14 protein-coding genes and 1 tRNA gene are annotated in these 16,374 nt (G+C 66.9%); 4 read left to right on the plus strand and 11 right to left on the minus strand.

All coding sequences use genetic code 11. The features are described 5' to 3' along the window. Window positions 1-13: 13 nt before the first annotated feature. From zapE to ABV606_RS02105, 3 genes are all read right to left on the minus strand, one after another. Entirely contained in the window at window positions 14-1,021 is a 1,008-nt protein-coding gene (gene zapE / locus ABV606_RS02095) for a cell division protein ZapE (protein WP_353988160.1), read from the minus strand. Between the two features lie 266 nt (window positions 1,022-1,287). After that, a tRNA-Glu gene (locus ABV606_RS02100) sits at window positions 1,288-1,360 on the minus strand. A gap of 67 nt (window positions 1,361-1,427) precedes the next feature. Then, window positions 1,428-2,372, minus strand: a complete 945-nt coding sequence (locus ABV606_RS02105; protein WP_353988161.1) for a diacylglycerol/lipid kinase family protein — start codon at window positions 2,370-2,372, stop codon at window positions 1,428-1,430. A gap of 73 nt (window positions 2,373-2,445) precedes the next feature. Between ABV606_RS02105 and ABV606_RS02110 the strand changes: the two genes are divergently transcribed. From ABV606_RS02110 to ABV606_RS02120, 3 genes are all read left to right on the plus strand, one after another. After that, the gene (locus ABV606_RS02110) at window positions 2,446-3,084 is read left to right on the plus strand and encodes an MBL fold metallo-hydrolase (protein ID WP_353988162.1); all 639 of its coding nucleotides are present in this window, start codon (window positions 2,446-2,448) and stop codon (window positions 3,082-3,084) included. 107 nt (window positions 3,085-3,191) lie between these two features. Further along, a complete protein-coding gene (locus tag ABV606_RS02115) occupies window positions 3,192-3,848 on the plus strand; it encodes a pyridoxamine 5'-phosphate oxidase family protein (protein ID WP_281487417.1) in 657 nt (218 codons plus the stop codon). 60 nt (window positions 3,849-3,908) lie between these two features. Next, window positions 3,909-5,387, plus strand: coding sequence for an FAD-dependent oxidoreductase (locus ABV606_RS02120; RefSeq protein ID WP_353988163.1), 1,479 nt, complete (start codon window positions 3,909-3,911; stop codon window positions 5,385-5,387). On the opposite strand, the gene ABV606_RS02125 is transcribed toward ABV606_RS02120, so the two are convergent. Then, complete coding sequence (locus ABV606_RS02125) at window positions 5,325-6,383, minus strand: Lrp/AsnC family transcriptional regulator (RefSeq protein ID WP_353988164.1); 1,059 nt, start codon at window positions 6,381-6,383, stop codon at window positions 5,325-5,327. The genes ABV606_RS02120 and ABV606_RS02125 overlap by 63 nt on opposite strands. Window positions 6,384-6,544: 161 nt before the next feature. On the opposite strand from ABV606_RS02125, the gene ABV606_RS02130 reads away from it, so the two are divergent. Further along, a complete protein-coding gene (locus tag ABV606_RS02130; protein WP_353988165.1) occupies window positions 6,545-7,651 on the plus strand; it encodes a PucR family transcriptional regulator in 1,107 nt (368 codons plus the stop codon). 106 nt (window positions 7,652-7,757) lie between these two features. On the opposite strand, the gene ABV606_RS02135 is transcribed toward ABV606_RS02130, so the two are convergent. The 7 genes from ABV606_RS02135 to ABV606_RS02165 all read right to left on the minus strand — a co-directional run bounded on the left by ABV606_RS02135 (window position 7,758) and on the right by ABV606_RS02165 (window position 16,295). After that, window positions 7,758-8,975, minus strand: coding sequence for an MFS transporter (locus ABV606_RS02135; protein WP_353988166.1), 1,218 nt, complete (start codon window positions 8,973-8,975; stop codon window positions 7,758-7,760). Beyond that, window positions 8,962-10,539: an amidohydrolase gene (locus tag ABV606_RS02140; protein ID WP_353988167.1), complete on the minus strand. Its 1,578-nt coding sequence runs from the start codon at window positions 10,537-10,539 to the stop codon at window positions 8,962-8,964. Before ABV606_RS02140 ends, ABV606_RS02135 begins: the two co-directional genes overlap by 14 nt. Before the next feature lie 55 nt (window positions 10,540-10,594). Then, window positions 10,595-11,734 carry an ABC transporter ATP-binding protein gene (locus ABV606_RS02145; protein WP_353988168.1) on the minus strand — a complete coding sequence of 380 codons (1,140 nt, stop codon included), beginning with the start codon at window positions 11,732-11,734 and terminating at the stop codon, window positions 10,595-10,597. A gap of 20 nt (window positions 11,735-11,754) precedes the next feature. Continuing rightward, entirely contained in the window at window positions 11,755-12,546 is a 792-nt protein-coding gene (locus ABV606_RS02150; RefSeq protein WP_353988169.1) for an ABC transporter permease, read from the minus strand. Continuing rightward, window positions 12,543-13,442, minus strand: coding sequence for an ABC transporter permease (locus ABV606_RS02155; protein ID WP_353988170.1), 900 nt, complete (start codon window positions 13,440-13,442; stop codon window positions 12,543-12,545). Before ABV606_RS02155 ends, ABV606_RS02150 begins: the two co-directional genes overlap by 4 nt. A gap of 107 nt (window positions 13,443-13,549) precedes the next feature. Continuing rightward, entirely contained in the window at window positions 13,550-14,611 is a 1,062-nt protein-coding gene (locus ABV606_RS02160) for an extracellular solute-binding protein (RefSeq protein WP_353988171.1), read from the minus strand. 76 nt (window positions 14,612-14,687) lie between these two features. Next, a complete protein-coding gene (locus ABV606_RS02165; protein WP_353988172.1) occupies window positions 14,688-16,295 on the minus strand; it encodes a thiamine pyrophosphate-binding protein in 1,608 nt (535 codons plus the stop codon). Window positions 16,296-16,374 lie beyond the last annotated feature (79 nt).

Here is a 16,374-nt window from a genome sequence, read left to right on the forward strand (position 1 = left end):
ACGTGCGCGCCGCTCAACCGGCGGCGTCGAGCAGGGCGAGCCGGCTCAGCATCCGCTCCACATCGTGCGGGCTGGCGGTCTCTTCATCGACGAATCGCTGTCGCGAGACCGTTGCGTGCACCACGAGCTCGTGTCCGCGATCGCTGAGCACGTCGACGAGGTTCGCGAAGCGCTGCCGGGCAGCGAGCGTGGTCCGCGCGAGCGGCGGCACGCCGAGGAGCGTCCAGTGATCGAAGCGGTCGGCCCACGCCACGATGTCTGATGCCGCGACGGGCGCTTCGCACAACTGCGTCCAGTGGAACCGGATGCTTGACCCGTCCGCCTCGAGCGCTTCGAAGCGCCGCCCGCCGAGCTCGAGCACGGCCGCCGGTGCTTCGGCGAGGTCGACCGATTCACTGATGCGCCACACTCCGCGCAGGCCCCGCGAGGAGGTGCCGCTCACCGCGGATCGAGTCGAGTCGCTCACCGGGTTGCCGTCCGCCGTGCCCATGCGCCGATAATCCTGAGCTCCGGCCACTTCGGCGGCCTCGAATGCTCCCGCGACAGCGGCGCGCAGGGGCAGAGCGACGTGCTCGAAGACGGGATCAGGCAGCAAGCCGTCCGGCGCATAGTTCGACGTGACGACCACCCGCACTCCCCGACGGCCGATGAGGCCGAGCGATCGGGTCAGCAGCAGAGCGTCGGCCGGGTCATGAACATGGAACTCGTCGAAGACGAGCAGACGGATGTCGCCGAGCAGCGCGTCGATCGCGGCATCCGTGTCGCACACGTTGGCGACGATGGCACGCTGCAGTTCAGTGAGGAACCCATGGAAGTGCACCCGCCGCTTGGGCGCGGGCATCGTCGCGAACCACGTATCCACGAGCCACGACTTGCCCCGCCCGACCGGCCCATGCACATAGACATTCGGCGCCCCGGATGCCGTCAGCCGCGCAAGCGCGGAACGCTGACCTTGATCGAGTTCGAAGCCCGCCGCGGCCGCCGCGCGCTCGACAGCGCGTCTCACTCGTCTCGGGCCCACGTCACCTCACCCTAGCCGCGGCCGCTGAGCGTGACCGCGCCCGCCGAGTTCGCGCCGCGCTCCTGCCCTGCCCTGCCCTGCCCTGGCGGGGCCTGGCCTGCCCGCAGTATGGCTCGGCCAGAGTTGGCTGCCGCCGGCCAGAGTTCCACCCCTCGCCAGCGTCGCGAACTCTGGCCCGCGCGGCCAGACCTCCGACCGGGCGCGCAGCCGCCCCGGCGCAAACGAGAAGAGCAGCCCGGCCGAAGCCGGACTGCTCTTGTTGCGCGTGACCCCAGCGGGATTCGAACCCGCGTTACCGCCGTGAGAGGGCGGCGTACTAGGCCGCTATACGATGGGGCCTCGTTGGCGCTTGAAAAGTATGCCACACCACGTATGCGGCTCGCAAAATGAGAGAATATCAAGAGAGCTAGACGGCATCGCTCCGTGGATCGGCACGCAGCGGCGGCACCAGCAGGCGAAGCGCACCGGCCTCCACCCGCACCTCCAGCGGCAGTTCGCCGATCGGCTCGCCATCTGCATAGGCAACGATGCGGCGGTCGGCCGATTCAATCCGAACGCTCCGCGCCTCCTCGAACGCGAGTTCCCGAACCGACGTGTGCGTTCCCTTGAACACACGTGGAAAGAACCGGAGGAACCGCAGCTTCGCCAGCGGCGCCAGCGTCACGAGGTCGAGCACCCCGTCGTCAAGCCGTCCGTGGGGCACGAGCCGCATTCCGCCGCCGAACACGCCGGCGTTCGCGACGCTGAGCAGCATCGCTCGCTCGCCGCGCGGCATCCCGTCGACCACGATTCGGTACTGAATCGGGCGGAACCGCAGCAGCTCGAGCAGCGCTGCGAGCGAATAGCGCCGGGGCCCACGCGGCCACCGCATCCGGTTCGCACGGGCGTTCACCGCCGCGTCGAAGCCGAGCGACAGCACTCCCGCGAAGCGGCACTCACCCCTAGCTGCGTCGCGCACGACCCCCAGGTCGACGTCGCGCCCGCCGCCCTCGAGCGCCGCGAGCATGAGGCTCACCGCTCCCTCGACGTCGCCCTGCGGTATGCCGAGCGCTCGGCAGAAGTCGTTCCCCGTGCCGGCCGGCACCACGCCGAGCGGCAAGCCGGTGCCCGCGACGATGTTCGCGCCGAGCTGCACCATCCCGTCGCCACCGACCACCACAAGGCCGGCGGTGTCGGCGCCAAGGCGGCTTCGCACGGAGCGCGCCAACTCCGCGGCATCCGCCCCCTGCACGAGGTCGGCACCGTATCCGCGCGCGTGCAGCAGCGCGATCACCGCCTGACCCGCAGCGATCCCGCGGCCCTGTGCGGCGGCGGGATTGACGGCGACGGCGAACCGTTTCGACGTCGCCATGCTCTGATTATCGCGGCTCGTGAGTCGCACCGGGCCAAACCCACTTGCACACGATCGCGCCTAGGGTCGAGTCATGAGGATCATCAAGCATGAGCACGCCTGCCTCGTCGTCGAGCACGAGGGCCGCAAGCTGGTCATCGACCCGGGCTCCTTCACGCCGCCGCTCGAGGGCATCGGCGATGTCGATGCGATCGTCATCACCCACGAGCACGCCGACCACTGGACGCCCGAGCAACTCAGCGGCATTCTCGAGGGCAACCCGGATGCCGTGATCTTCGGACCGGCCGGCGTAGTGAAGGCCGCCGAGGGCTTCGCCGTGCACGAGGTCGCGGAGGGCGACACGGCGCAGGCGGGCACGTTCTCGTTGCGGTTCTTCGGCAAGGACCATGCGGTGATCCACTCGTCGATACCGGTCATCGACAACGTCGGGGTGCTCGTGAACGACACCCTCTACTACGGCGGCGACTCGTACACACAGCCCGGCGTCGAGGTCGAAGTGCTCGCCGCACCGGTCGGTGCGCCCTGGCTGAAGATCGGCGAGGTCATCGACTACGTGCTCGCCGTGAAGCCAAAGCGGGTCTTCGGCACGCATAACGCTCCGCTGTCGCCGCTGGGCGAGAACATGGCGAACGCGCGGCTCACGTGGGCGGCCGAGCAGGTGGGCGGCGAGTTCGTGCCGCTCATGCCGGGCGAGCGCATCGAAGTAGGCTGACGGGCGCTACTGGCGCGGTCTGCCAGGGGCCTCGATCTTCTCGCGAGCACGGCCAGCCCTCCGACCGATAGGTGGCGTCGCCGCGCTCGGGCTCGCACACTGACTCCATGGGCAGCAACGACGCCGTACGGAAGGTCCACCGGCATCCGGAGCGTCAACGGGTCGACCGAGACGCGCTCTATCGCCTGCTCGATGAAGAGCTCGTCGGACACCTGGCGATGGTCGTCGGCGGCGAACCGCTCATCGTGCCGATGGCGTACGCGCGCGTCGCCGATGCGCTCCTGCTGCACGGTTCCACGGGCGGCGGCTTCGCGCTGCGGGCCGCGACCGAGGGCCACACCGTCGCGTTCTCGGTGACCGCGCTCGACGGCATCGTCGTGGCCCGGTCGCTCTTCGACCACTCCATGAACTACCGCAGCGCCGTCGTGTACGGCGAGTTGGAGACCCTTGGGCCCGCCGAGGAGGACGCCGCGCTCATCGCCCTCTCCGAACGGCTCCTGCCCGGCCGACCCTCCGAGGTGCGCGCGAACACCCGCAAGGAACTGGCGGCGACCCGCGTGGTGCGACTGCCGCTCGCCGATGCCGTGTTCAAGGTGCGCGACGCCGGCCCGGGAGAGGCGGAGGACGACGGAGAGGATCACCATGTGTGGGCGGGCGTCGTTCCGGCGCGTCGCGGCTGGGGTGCACCGGTGGTCTCAGCGCTGACCGAGCCGGATGCCCCGCTGCCGCCGTCCGTGCGACGGCTGATCGAAGTTCCGGGGTGACGTCCGGAGCACCCACAACAGCCCCCGAGCAGGGCCCCTTGCAACGGCAGGAGAAGATCGATGACTTCGCTCTGGCACGCGTACTCCACCGGCATCGACACGGATGCCGCAGCTCCAGACTCGAGCGACGTGGTCGTCGTCGGCGCTGGCCTCGCGGGGCTCACGACCGCGCTGCTGCTGTCGCGTGCCGGTGTGAGCGTCACGGTGCTCGAGGCCAGAACGATCGGCGCGGTGACCACGGGGAACACCACTGGCAAGGTGTCCTTGCTGCAGGGCGCCGCGCTGCAGGGCATAGCTGAGCACAACGACGCCCAGGTGGTCGGCGCGTACGTGACGGCGAATCGGGCCGGTCAGGCCTGGCTGCGCCAGTATCTCGGCACGATCGGAGCCGAGGAGCGCGACCGCGACGCGTGGTCGATCGCGTTCACGCAGCAGGGGCGCGAGACGCTCGAGCGAGAGCTCGAGGTCGCGCGCGAGGCCGGCCTCGACGTCGACTGGGCTGAGACCACCGAGCTTCCGTTCACGACGACCGGCGGCATCCGCCTGGCCGGTCAGTTCCAGATCGACCCGATGCCCGTGCTCGCAGCGATGGTCCGCGAGCTTCGCGAGCGCGGGGCTGCTGTGGTGCAGAACGCTCGTGTCACCGAATTCGAGGTCGACGGCGACCGCGTGCGGGTGACCCTGCACGGTCACGAGGTGTCGGCGAGCCGGGTCGTGATCGCGACCGGGATGCCGGTCACCTTCCGTGGCGCGTACTTCGCACGACTCGAGCCGAACCGCTCCTACGCGTCGGCGTACCGCGTGCCGGGCCCGCTGCCGCAAGCGATGTACCTCTCGGTCGATTCCCCGTCGCGCTCGCTGCGCACCGCGACATTCGGCGACCAGCAATTCCTTGTCGCCGGGGGCCCCGGTCACATCGTCGGCAGGGAGCGCTCACCGAAACGACTCGTCGAAGAACTCGACGCGTGGGTCAAGCAGCACTTCCCCGGAGCGGTACGCGAATACACCTGGTCGGCGCAGGACTACCGCGCCCTCGACCACGCGCCCTACGTGGGGCGCGCCACCCCTGGGGATGAACGCATCTACGTGGCCACGGGCTTCAACAAGTGGGGCATGGCGAACTCGGTCGCCGCGGCTCTGACGCTCTCGGCGAGATTGAGCGGCGCCGCAGCCCCCGATTGGGCGACCGCCCTCTATGACCGCCCGACGACGCTGCCGGATGCCGCAGAAGCCGTGCGCGTCAACGCCACCGTCGGCGGAAACCTTGCCAAAGAGTGGGCAATGACGCTGTTCAAGGCCGCTCCCGACGCCGCCCTTGCCGAGGGCGAGGGCCGCGTGTTCGGCGAAGGACTGCACCCGCGCGGCAGGAGCGTCGTCGACGGCGTCGCGACAGAGGTCAGCGCCGTGTGCACCCACCTCGGCGGCATCCTGAGCTGGAACGACGCCGAGTGCACATGGGACTGCCCCCTGCACGGCTCACGCTTCGCCGCCGACGGCAGCCGACTCGAGGGGCCTGCTGTGAAGGACCTCGGGCACTGAAGGCTGACGGGCATCCCCGGATCCATGCGCCCCCTCGCTCACGAGCGAGCGGAATCGCCAAGGCATCGGCAGGATGAGCGAGCGCGAGATCATCAGCGTCTCGAAGGCGAAGATGTCGTCGTGAGCGGTGATGCGGTCGACGGCTGCGGCGAAGGCCGCGGGTGTATCAGCGTTCACCTCGATCACGCCAGAGAACTTTCCGACCGTCCGCGTCACGATGCTGGCCTCCGGCATCGCCGCGATCGCACGCAAGGTCTCATCCGCGTGCTTCGAAGCCACCTGCACGACCCCGAGAACGTGACCGTCTGGAACCACACGCTCTGTGATCGCGACCGCGGTGATCACACCTGACGCGAACAAGTGCGCGCACTTGCGGCGAACCACGGCGTACGGGCTGTCAAGCACGTCAGCGAGCTTGCTCACTTTCGCTCGCGGGTCGAGCACGAGCTGCCTGAGAAGGGCGATGTCGAGGTCGTCGAGGAGGTCGAAGGCAGCAGGGTCGGCGTACTGCTCGTTCGGCCGCCAGCCCACTCCCTTCCACTTGTAGACGTTGACGGTACGGGTCACCTCCACCGCCGATACACCGGGAATCACAGCGATCTCTTCGGCGACGAACGCAGCAAGTTCATCGTCATCCGAGGCCGCGACCTCGGCGAAAACGTTGGTGCGCCCGACCGTGCTGGCCAAGAAAGTCACGCGCTCGTGCTGGCGAAGCACCCTCGCGAGCGCTGCGATGTCTCCCGCGTACTTCAGTGCGACGTTCGCGATGAAGCGGTAGCCCAGCGAGTCAGGCTCGACCACGCCGATCAGTCGGAGCTTGCCATCGTCGACGAGCCGATTCACTCGCACCCGAACAGCGTCGGGCGAGAGCGCGACGTGCGCGGCGAGGTCGGAGAAGCTTCGACGAGGGTCGCTCTTCAACAGGCTGATGATCGTTTGATCGAGGGAGTCCACCGCGTTCCAATCTCCGGCACGCAGGCCATCCGGCCTCGGCACAGTTCTGAACTGTACTGCAAATCACCGGCGTGACGAAGCCTGACTTACCAAATATTCCTTGCGTGTAACACGCTTGAAACAAAAACCGCTTGCAGTATTAACGTTCCTAGACAAAACTGAGGTGCAACTTCCGAAACAACCGCAAGTGAGGCAGTTCGAGGATGATTGCTCAACACGACGGGATCGCGGTGCTCCCCACCGCCGACGTCGACGGCCACCAACCCGTGGAGGCCCCCGCGCGATTCGACGTTCTGCGATTCACCCGCGCGCTGCTCGCGGCCGCCGATCCTGCAGCGATGGTGCGAAAGATCGGCGAAGAGCTCCGCGCCCGAGTGGTGCTATTCGATCACCGCCGGCAGATCCTGGCGGCCTACCCGGCCGTGATGCGGGTGGACCGCACTCCTCCGCAGACTGCGGCTGAGGCACCGGTCACTGCAGGCGAACGGATCTTGGGCTGGCTGCGTATCGAGGACGTCGCGATCCCGGGCGAACTTCTCGACCTGTGCGCAGGAGTCATCGCGACGGCTCTGTCACGAGATCACGCGGACCATGACGACGAACGAGCGATTCATGGACGCGCCATCGCCGCCATCATCGGCGGCGGCGACCTGCGCTCAGCTTCGACCGTGCTCACCGAGGCCGGTATCGACTTCGACTCACCGATCTACCTGGTGCTCGCGCTGCAGCGCCGTAGCGCCGCAGCGCCGACGTGGAACTGCCCTGAAGGGCCTGACTGCTGCGTATCGGCGATCGTCGATGATCGCGCGGTTGTCCTGCTGCAGCGTGCGGCTGACGTACGACGCCATGCCGAGGGCCTGCTGTGCGCTTCGAGCTCCGACCGAGCAGCGGGTTGTGTAGGCATTGGAGGGCCCGCGCGCGGCACGACTGGCCTCCGGATAGCGTTCGCTGAGGCCTCGAGTGCTGCGAAGGCGGGATGCGGGATCAACGAGAGCCGGCCGCTGGAGGTGTCGGAGCTACTCGCCATGCACCTCGACCAGACGCTCACCGAGCAGGCCGAGCGCCTGCTCGAGCCGCTCATGCATTTCGACCGCAAGCGCGGAGCAGAGCTCATGGCGACCCTGCGTGTGCTCCTGGAGGAGGACTTCTCGCTCGTCCGTACGGCGAAACGCCTCTTCGTACATCAGAACACGGTGAAATATCGGATCGCGCAGATCAGCGAACTCGTGGGAGTGGACTGCGCAACCCTTCGCGATCGGGTGCAGCTGTGGGTCGCTGTGCAAGCGCTGGCCGGCTCGACGGCTCACTGAGCGGTCGAGCCGGCCGACGAACGATGTTTCCCTCAGCCGCCGTACCGGCCGGCGATACGCTATCCGCCGCACCTCGTACAGCATCGCGCTCAGCGCCGAGCAGAGTTCAGCGCCGAGCAGAGTTCAGCGCCGCCGCACCCGCGCTCAGCATCAGGCCCCCGATACAGGCGATCGCGACAGCCAGAGCGAGCAGCGCCGCCGTCACTCCCACGAGGTCGAGGACGACCCCGAACACGAGCGGCAACCCAAGCAACGCGATGCCAGCGGGGAGCTGACTAGCAGCCAGTCGCGCACCGTAGGCTCCGGCATCCGCACCGTGCGTGGCGAGCAGGTTCGTCGTCGCGATCCCGGCACCGACGATGAACCCGTGCAGTAGGAACGCGGGGATATACAGTCCCTCGACGTGCGGCGCGAACGCGAGAATCGCCAACGACACGAACGCCGCAGCAGCGATCAACGTCAGCGTCGCCTGCTGGCCCACACGGCGCCGCACACGCCGGTAGAGGAGCCCCGTGACCACCGACGTCGCATCCCGCGCCACGATCAGTGCCGTCAGCATGACGGCCGCCACAGCGCTGTCTTGGCGCCGCTCGAGAACCAGGCCGACGAGAGAATTGCTGACAAGCAGCGACATCAGGATCACCACGTTCAAGTACGCCGACGCGCGCACGCGCGGGTCACGGAGCGCCTCCAGCAGGACACGCGGAGAGTCGCGCAGCATCCACCGCCGGGGCGATCCGCCGCTTGAGGGTGCGCGCAGCATCCAGATGATGGCCGCCCACAGCAGCATCGCGAACGTGATCACCCCATAGACCAGGCCCCAGAGCCCGGCGGCGAGCGCCGAAGACAACGCCGCGATCGCGACAGCCGACCCCAGCCGCTGGCTTGCGCCATTGAGCCCCTGCAGCAGCGTCGCATCACCCCGCAGCCCTGCAAGCTGCGCCAGCAGCGACACGGTCGCTGCAACCCGAGCGATGCCGAACACCAGCACCGCGACTACCAGTAGAAGCTCGAGACCCTGCTCACTACTGATCCAGGTTGCCGCTGCCGCTATGGCCATGAGCACGCCGGAGACGAGCATGAGGGCTCGGCGCAGGGGCGAATCGATCAGGGCGATGAACAGCGGCAGCATCAGCAGTCCTACGCCGTTCGTCAGGGCCACGAGCAGACTAACGAACCACGGATCGGTCCACCCGGCCTGCGAGACGGCTAGCGGTAGCCCCGCGGCGTACGCGGTTTCGACGCCGAACAGCAGGAAGACGCAGAACAGCGTTGCTGCACTGCGCCTTCCCGCTTCGGCATCCGTCGAACTAGATGGCCTCACCGAAGTAGTCCGTCGTGGGCAGAGTCCACTCGAAACCGCGCTTGGTCTGCACGTACTCCGGCCAGGGCAGCTCGATCGGCGCGTTGAAGTCCTTCGGCAGCAGCGGGTTCAGCAGGCGCTCATCGGCCTTGCTGCGCCGCTCGTCGAACTCGGCGGTCGCCGTCTTCAGCAGCTCCGGATCCTCGACCAACTGCACCGCAGTGCTCGCGATCGTCTGCGCACCGCGCTCCCAGCAGGGGTCGATTGCCTCGGGCACACCGTTCATCGCGTTGTTTGCCCAGTGCCACAGGTCGATGCCCAGCTGCTTGAGGAACGGCTTGGCGGTGAAGAAGCGCACAGTCGGCGCGTGCCATGAGTACTCGGTGTAGTCGTCGGCGCCGGTGCACTCCTGCCACGGCGGCAGGTTGAAGCGGATGTCCTTATCGGTCTCCTGCGGCGTGACCAGCGACATCGTCTCGGGCAGGAACGGGTCGTCACTGGGCTCGAAGCCCAGGTTGCGCTCGAGCTCGTTGGCGAAGTCGACGACCTTGCCCTCGAACGTGGGCGCACCGAGCTCCGAGAGGTTGTCGTACAGCGCCGTCGTGAGGGCGTGGTTCGGCAGCCCCGGGCGGGTACGGGTCACCCAGCGCATCGTCACCTCGGTGTTGGTGATGCCGGCGACGTGCTTAGCGTTGTTCTTCAGAATGCCGAGGATCTGCTCCTGGATGTCGATCAGCGGCGAGCGCCAGCTGAACTGGATCTGCGTGATGCGAGGGGCGAGGTTGTCGGCGGTCGCTGTGCTCGCCCCGAGGATCGCCTCGTTCAGCGTCCACGAACCGGTCGCCGGGAACATGTTCTCGCGGGTGACCTTGGTCGTGTTGATCATCAGGCTCAGCGCGTCGATCGCACCGGGCGAGCGCACGAGGTTGTGCGAGCCCACGTTGTTGCTCTTGAACAGAGGCACGCCCCACGGCTCCTCTTCAGGGCACTGGAACGTGAAGACAGCCGACCAGTAGAGGTTGTTGGTGATATCCCAGAGCGCTGTGTTGTGCCAGAAGGGGTGGTAACTAATGACAGCGTCGAGGCTGTCGTAGTAGCCCTTCGCAGCGTGAACGGCCTTAGAGCCGCACACCTTTTCGGCCGGCTCGCCGAACAGGTGCACCCGACCCTTCTGTCCGCTCTCCTCGAGCGCGCGCTTGGTGGCGATCGCACCGGCGAGCGCCCCGACTCCAAGGGCGGAGTGGGCATCCGTGAACCCGGGGGCCCACTGGTGCAGCCCTTCGCGAGGCTTCCGCTCAGTCGCGGCATCCTGGCAGTAGCCAGGGGTGGCGTCGTACTCGGCGTACATGCCGATCTCGGGGCCCTCGTCGCCCCAAGTGGCGTGGAACGCGGTCGGCATACCGCCCGAGCCCTCCTCGACGCGGAACCCCTCTTCGCGCAGTCGGTCCACGTAGAGCTCGACCGAGCGGTACTCGCGCCAGGCGCTTTCCGAATAGCTCCAGATGGTTCGGTGGAACTCAGAGAGCTCGGGGCGCAGCTCTTCGACGATCTCGCTCGCGCGCCGTTGCAGTGGTGACATGGGCATGCCTGTTTGTCCTCCTAGATGTGGGTCTGAGAATGAAGTCGTGTGCGCTGGCGATTCAGCGCGGGCGGGTGATGACCACGTGGTCGGGCCGCCACGACAGCTGCACGAGCTGACCCTCGTGCAGCTGCTCGTCGGCGCTGTCGAGCGAGCGCCGAACGATGAACTCGCGGCCGAGCGGCGTCTCGACGAGCACCTTCTGCGACTCACCCGCGTAGATGAGGGCCGACACCGTTCCGACGGAGCCTTGCTCGTCGGAGTCGGCGCCGCTGAGCGAGATCGACCACGGCCGGATCACCGCGACGACACGGTCGCCGTCGGCGAAGCCGTCGGCGGCGGATGCCGTGAGCTCGACCTCGATGTCGTCGGCGCGCACGAACCAGCGCTCCTGCTCATGCACGAGCTGGCCCTCGAAGCGATTCGACTCACCGAGGAACTCGGCGGCGACCTCTGAGACCGGCGCCGAGTAGAGCGCGGCCGGCTCGTCGTACTGGATGAGCGTTCCGTCGGCGAGGAGGGCGATCTTGTCACTCATGGTGAACGCCTCTTCCTGGTCGTGGGTGACGTTGATGACCGTCAGTCCGAGTTCGCGGCTGAGCTTCAGGATCTCCAGCTGCATCGCCTCGCGCAGCCGGCGGTCCAGTGCGCCGAGCGGCTCGTCCATCAGCAGCAGCCGAGGCTTCATGACGATGGCTCGAGCCAGCGCGACGCGCTGCTGTTGACCACCCGAGAGCTGCGACGGCATCCGGTCTTCGAAGCCTTGGAGCTTCACCGCTGCGAGGGCGTCGCGAGCAAGTTCCTTGCGCTTGACCTTGGGCACCTTGTGCATCTCGAGCGGGAACATGACGTTCTTCAGCACGTTCATGTGCGGGAAAAGCGCATAGTTCTGGAAGACCACACCGATCTTGCGCTTGTGCACGGGCACTGACGTGACGTCCTTGCCGTCGATCGTGATGACTCCGGCTGTCGGCTCGAGGAAGCCGGCGATCATGCGGAGCAGGGTCGTCTTGCCCGACCCGGAAGCACCGAGCAGGGTGACGAACTCTCCTGGCTCGACGTCGAGCGTCACGTCGTTCGCGACGATGTTCTCGCCGTACACCTTGCGCACGGCCTCCAGCCGCAGCGCGGCGCCCTTCGCGCGACCGCGCTCCTTGCGCTCCGCAAGGGGCATATCAATGGTTCGAGTCGTTGCTCGCATGGGGTTCTCCTGGGTAGCGGTCACGAGGTCGCGGTCCTCTTCGACTTGCGGGCGTTGAGCAGGGCGACGATGCCGAAGACGATGAGCGTCACCACGGTGAGTACCGTCGACACCGCCGAGGTGGAGGGCTCGAGTCCCTCGCGCACCTGGCTCCAGATCATCACCGGGATCGTCTTGAACCCGGGGGTCACCAAGAAGATCGCGACGACGACCTCATCCCATGACGCGATGAAGGCGAACAGTCCACCCACGAAGGCTGAGGGGAGGATCTGCGGCACTGTGATGCGCAGCAGCGTGATCGGGTAGCTCGCTCCAGAAGCACGTGCCGCCTCTTCGACTCTCGGATCGAGATTTGTCAGTGCCGCGAGCACATTGATGAACACGAACGGGATGCCGAGAATCGAATGTGCGACTCCGAGGGCGAACACGTTGCCGTAGAAGCCGATCTGCACGAACGCGAGATAGACGCCGATCGCGATCACGACGAGCGGAACCAGCATGGGCATCAGTGCGAACGTCGTGAGCCCCGTGCGCGGGATAGCGGTGCCTCGAGCAGCGGCCATGGCCAAGGAGATGCCGACCACCACTGCGAGCACCGCGGCGATCGCACCGGTGATCAGGCTGTTCTGCAGAGCCTCGATCCATTGCCGTGAGGTGAGCACCTCTTCGAACCACCGGAAGGAGAATCCCTTCGGCGGGAACGTGATGATGCTGCTCTCAGTGAACGCGGTCGCCACCACGATGATCGTGGGCGCGACGAGCACGAACGCGATCACGAGGCCGAAGATCTTGATGGCTGGATTCGCTTTCATCGAGACTCACCTCCCGGTGCTCCGGTGACCCCGAGGATGCGTCCGAGGCCGATGAACCGGGTCGCGATCACGAACACCAGCAGCACGAGCGCGACGAGCACCACGGCCATCGCCGCGCCCATTCCGGGTTGGAGGTACTGCTGCACCTGCAGCACGACCGACTGGCTGATGAGGATGTCGCCGGGTCCGCCGAGCAGCGCCGGCGTGATGTAGAACCCAAGCGACAGGACGAACACGAGGATTCCCCCGGCCGCGACTCCCGGCAGTGAGAGCGGCAACGTGACGCGCGTGAACACGCGCCAAGGGGTGGCACCAAGGCTCTGTGCGGCCTGCTCGACTTCCGGCTTGATGCCGCGCAGCGAGGCGTAGATCGCAAGGACTGCGTACGGGATGAGGATGTGGACCATGCCGACGAGCACCGCGAAAAGATTGCGGATCAGCGCAATCGGTTCATCGATGATGCCCGTGCCCAAGAGGAACTGGTTCACCAGACCGGTGTTGTTCAGAATCACCTGCCACGCGAAGGTGCGAACGAGCAGGCTCGTCCAGAACGACAGCAGGAGGGCTGCACCGAGCACCATGGCGAGCCGCTTGCCCGATCTCGCCATCGCATAGGCGAGCGGATACCCGATCACCAGTGAGAGCACGGTCACCAGGAACGCGATCTGCACGGTGCGCCAGAGCGAGGCGCTGTAGAGCGGGTCTTCGACGACCGCCGCGTAGTTGGCGGGCGACGGGTCGGTCAGGCTTCGCACCACGATGAACACCAGGGGGATGCCGAAGACAGCGATGAGGTAGACGATGCCGGGAAGCCCGGCGAGCGTCCAGAAGTTGGGACGCTCGAAGCGTCTACGTCGCGGTGCTGCAGGTGCGGTCACTGCTGGTGACGAGGTCATGCCCTCTCCTTCCTTGCACTTGCGATTGAGACGCTGGGGTCTGCCGGCGCGGGTGTCTGACGCCCGCGCCGGCAGGGTTGATGGCGGCGCCTACGCGCCGCGCCGGATCATTCGGCCTTCCAGGCCGCCCAGCGCTCGTTGACCATCTGGAGGTTCTCGGCCCACCAGTCGCCGTCGATCTTGATAGCGCGGTCATCGCCACCCAGATCGTTCATCGTGGGCAGGTCGCTCGCGACGTCCGAAGCGACCTCGGCATTCGGGTTCGGCGGACCGTACGCGATGTACTGACCGAGCGAGCCGTTGTGTTCGTTTGAGCCGATGAACTTGAGCAGCTGCATCGCCTGCTCGGTGTTCGGCGCGCCCTTGGGGATCACCAGGTAGTCGGCATACTGTACCTGGTTCGACCAGGTCATGCCGACCGGCTGGCCCTCCTCGGCGGCGATCTTGACGCGCCCGTTGTAGCAGTTGCCGAACGCGGCTTCACCCGTGGCGACCAGCGTCGTGCACTCGCCGAAGTCGTTGTACAGGATCAAGTGGTCCTTGATCGTGTCGAGCTTCGCAAGTGCGCGGTCGACATCGAGCGGGTAGAGCTCGTCGATCGGCACACCGTCTTGGATCAGTGCCAGGTCGAGCAGGCCCTGTAGTCCACCGCCGGCGTCGCGACCGAAGACGGCGCGCTTGCCCGGGTAGTTCTCGACGTCGAAGAATGCTGCCCACGAGTCGGGCTCGTTGCCCGCGAACATCTCGGTGTTGTAGGCGAGCACGACCGAGAACACGAGAGCCGGCATGCCGTACTTCTCGACCGGGAACAGACCGTCGAAGTTGTCGCAGTCGACCACGTCGCAGTCGATCTCGGTGAGGAGTTCGCCATTGGTCTTCACCCCGATGTCTTCGCCGACCTGAGCGATGTCCCAGATCACCTGGCCCGACTCGACCATCTGCTGGATCTTCGCGTAGTCGGCCGGTGAGTCGGGGATGACGCGGATGCCGGTCTCCTCCTCGAACGGGTCATACCAGGCGTTGGTGAACGCTTCCTCGCTGACACCGCCGTAGCCGGCGAAGGTGACGCTCCCGCCGTCGCTGTCGCCGCCAGGCGACGAAGAACATCCCGTCACTACGAAGACGCCTGCGACGAGCGCCGCCGCATACGTCAGAGTCTTGCGCTTCACTCAGATCTCCTCTTGTTAGGTGCTGGATGGGGTTGGGGCTGAAAGCTTGAGTCGCCCGCCTTGCGGCCACTCGCGCTCAACTCAGGCCGGGTCCGACTGCTATCACGGTGGGCCGACCGGCCGTGAGCGCTTCCTTGACGGCGTCCGCGAGTTCGTCGCGCGATGACGGGGCGGCGAACGCGGCGCCGAACGCATCCGCGAGCGACGAGAGGCGGGGCGCCTCGATGTCGACCGCCAGTCTTGGGATGTCGGCCGCGTCCATCTCGTCTCGGATCTCGGCGAAGCCGCCGTTGTCGAAGACGATGATGGGCAGGCTCAATCCGAGATCACTGGCGGTGGCGAGTTCCTGCACGCTGAACATGAAGGCTCCGTCGCCGAGCAGGCACGTCACAGCCCGGTCGCGGTTGGCGAGCTTCGCACCGATCGCCGCCGGCAATCCATATCCGAGCGTCGCGTAGCCGCTCGGATACATCACCTGGTCGGGCTCGATCGCCGGCCAGAGGAGCGCGGTGCCCATGTAGCTCACCTGCGAACTGTCGCCCGTGATGATCGCGTCTTCCGGCAGGGCCGCTCCCAGTGCGTCGTGCACCGCGACGAATGGTGCACTGATCTCCGCGGCTTCGGCCGACGCTCTCGAGCGGAGTTCAGCGATCACGGCCGAACGGTCGACAGGCTCTGAGCCGCTCGACAGAGCCGTGGTGGCGGCCATCGCGAATTGGGCTATGTCGGCGAGCACGGGTAGGTGCGCACGAACGTTCTTCTGCAGCTGGTCGCGGTCGACGTCGACGCGCACGACCGTGCCAGAGGGTCGCAAGGGCATCGCACCGAGCTCAGCATCCGACACCTCTGTGCCCAGCAGCACCAGCAGGTCGGCCCGTTCCATCAACTCGCGAGACGACGCCAGCCCGAACACGCTGCCGAGCGAGAGCGGATCATCGTCACGCAGTACGCCCTTGGCTCGCGCCGTAGAGATCACCGGGGCGCCGATCGCAGTGCACAGCTCGCGCACCGCACGGTGCCCGCGCACGCATCCGCCGCCCACGACCACCACGGGGTTTTCGGCTTCCGCGACCGCTTCGCAGAATTCACGCACGTCGGCGGCAGCAGGTTCCGGCATCCGCACTGAGGGGCGAGGCGTGACCTCGGCTGCGACATCGCGTTCGAGCAGCACGTCGTGCGGCACTTCGACAACCACTGGGCGCGCCCGACCGCAGCTCCAGTCGCTGAAAGCCTTGCCGATGAGGTCGGCGGCGTCCTGCGCACTGTTCGCGGTCTCGGCCCACTCTGACACGGCATCCATGGCCGCGCGCTGGTCCTTCACCTCGTGCATCCAGCCGATGTTGCGGCGCACCGCTCCCCTCGGTGCCGACGGCGTGATCACCATGATGGGCACCCCATCGGCGTAGGCACTCGCTACGGCAGCAGCCGCGTTGAGAATGCCGGGCCCGCTCGTGGTGACGACGCCAGCGACGCGGCCGCTCGCCCGGAAGTACCCATCTGCGGCATACGCCGCCCCCTGCTCGTGGCGGGTGACGACGTGCTGAATCGGAGACGCCGCGAGGTAGCGGTAGATCTCGAGATTGTGCGTGCCGGGGATGCCGAACACGGTCGTCACGCCGTGCTCCTCGAGCGCGCGAACCACCGCGTGCCCACCAGTGACCTGACCGCCTACGAATCGCTCCACTTTGTCCTCCAACGTCGTTCGAAACGCTATGTCGGCGGGTCGGGCGCGGGCGATGTCTGTTGAGACAGAGTTTCGAACC

The organism is Ruicaihuangia caeni (assembly GCF_040536845.1).
Taxonomy (GTDB): Bacteria; Actinomycetota; Actinomycetes; order Actinomycetales; family Microbacteriaceae; genus Ruicaihuangia; species Ruicaihuangia caeni.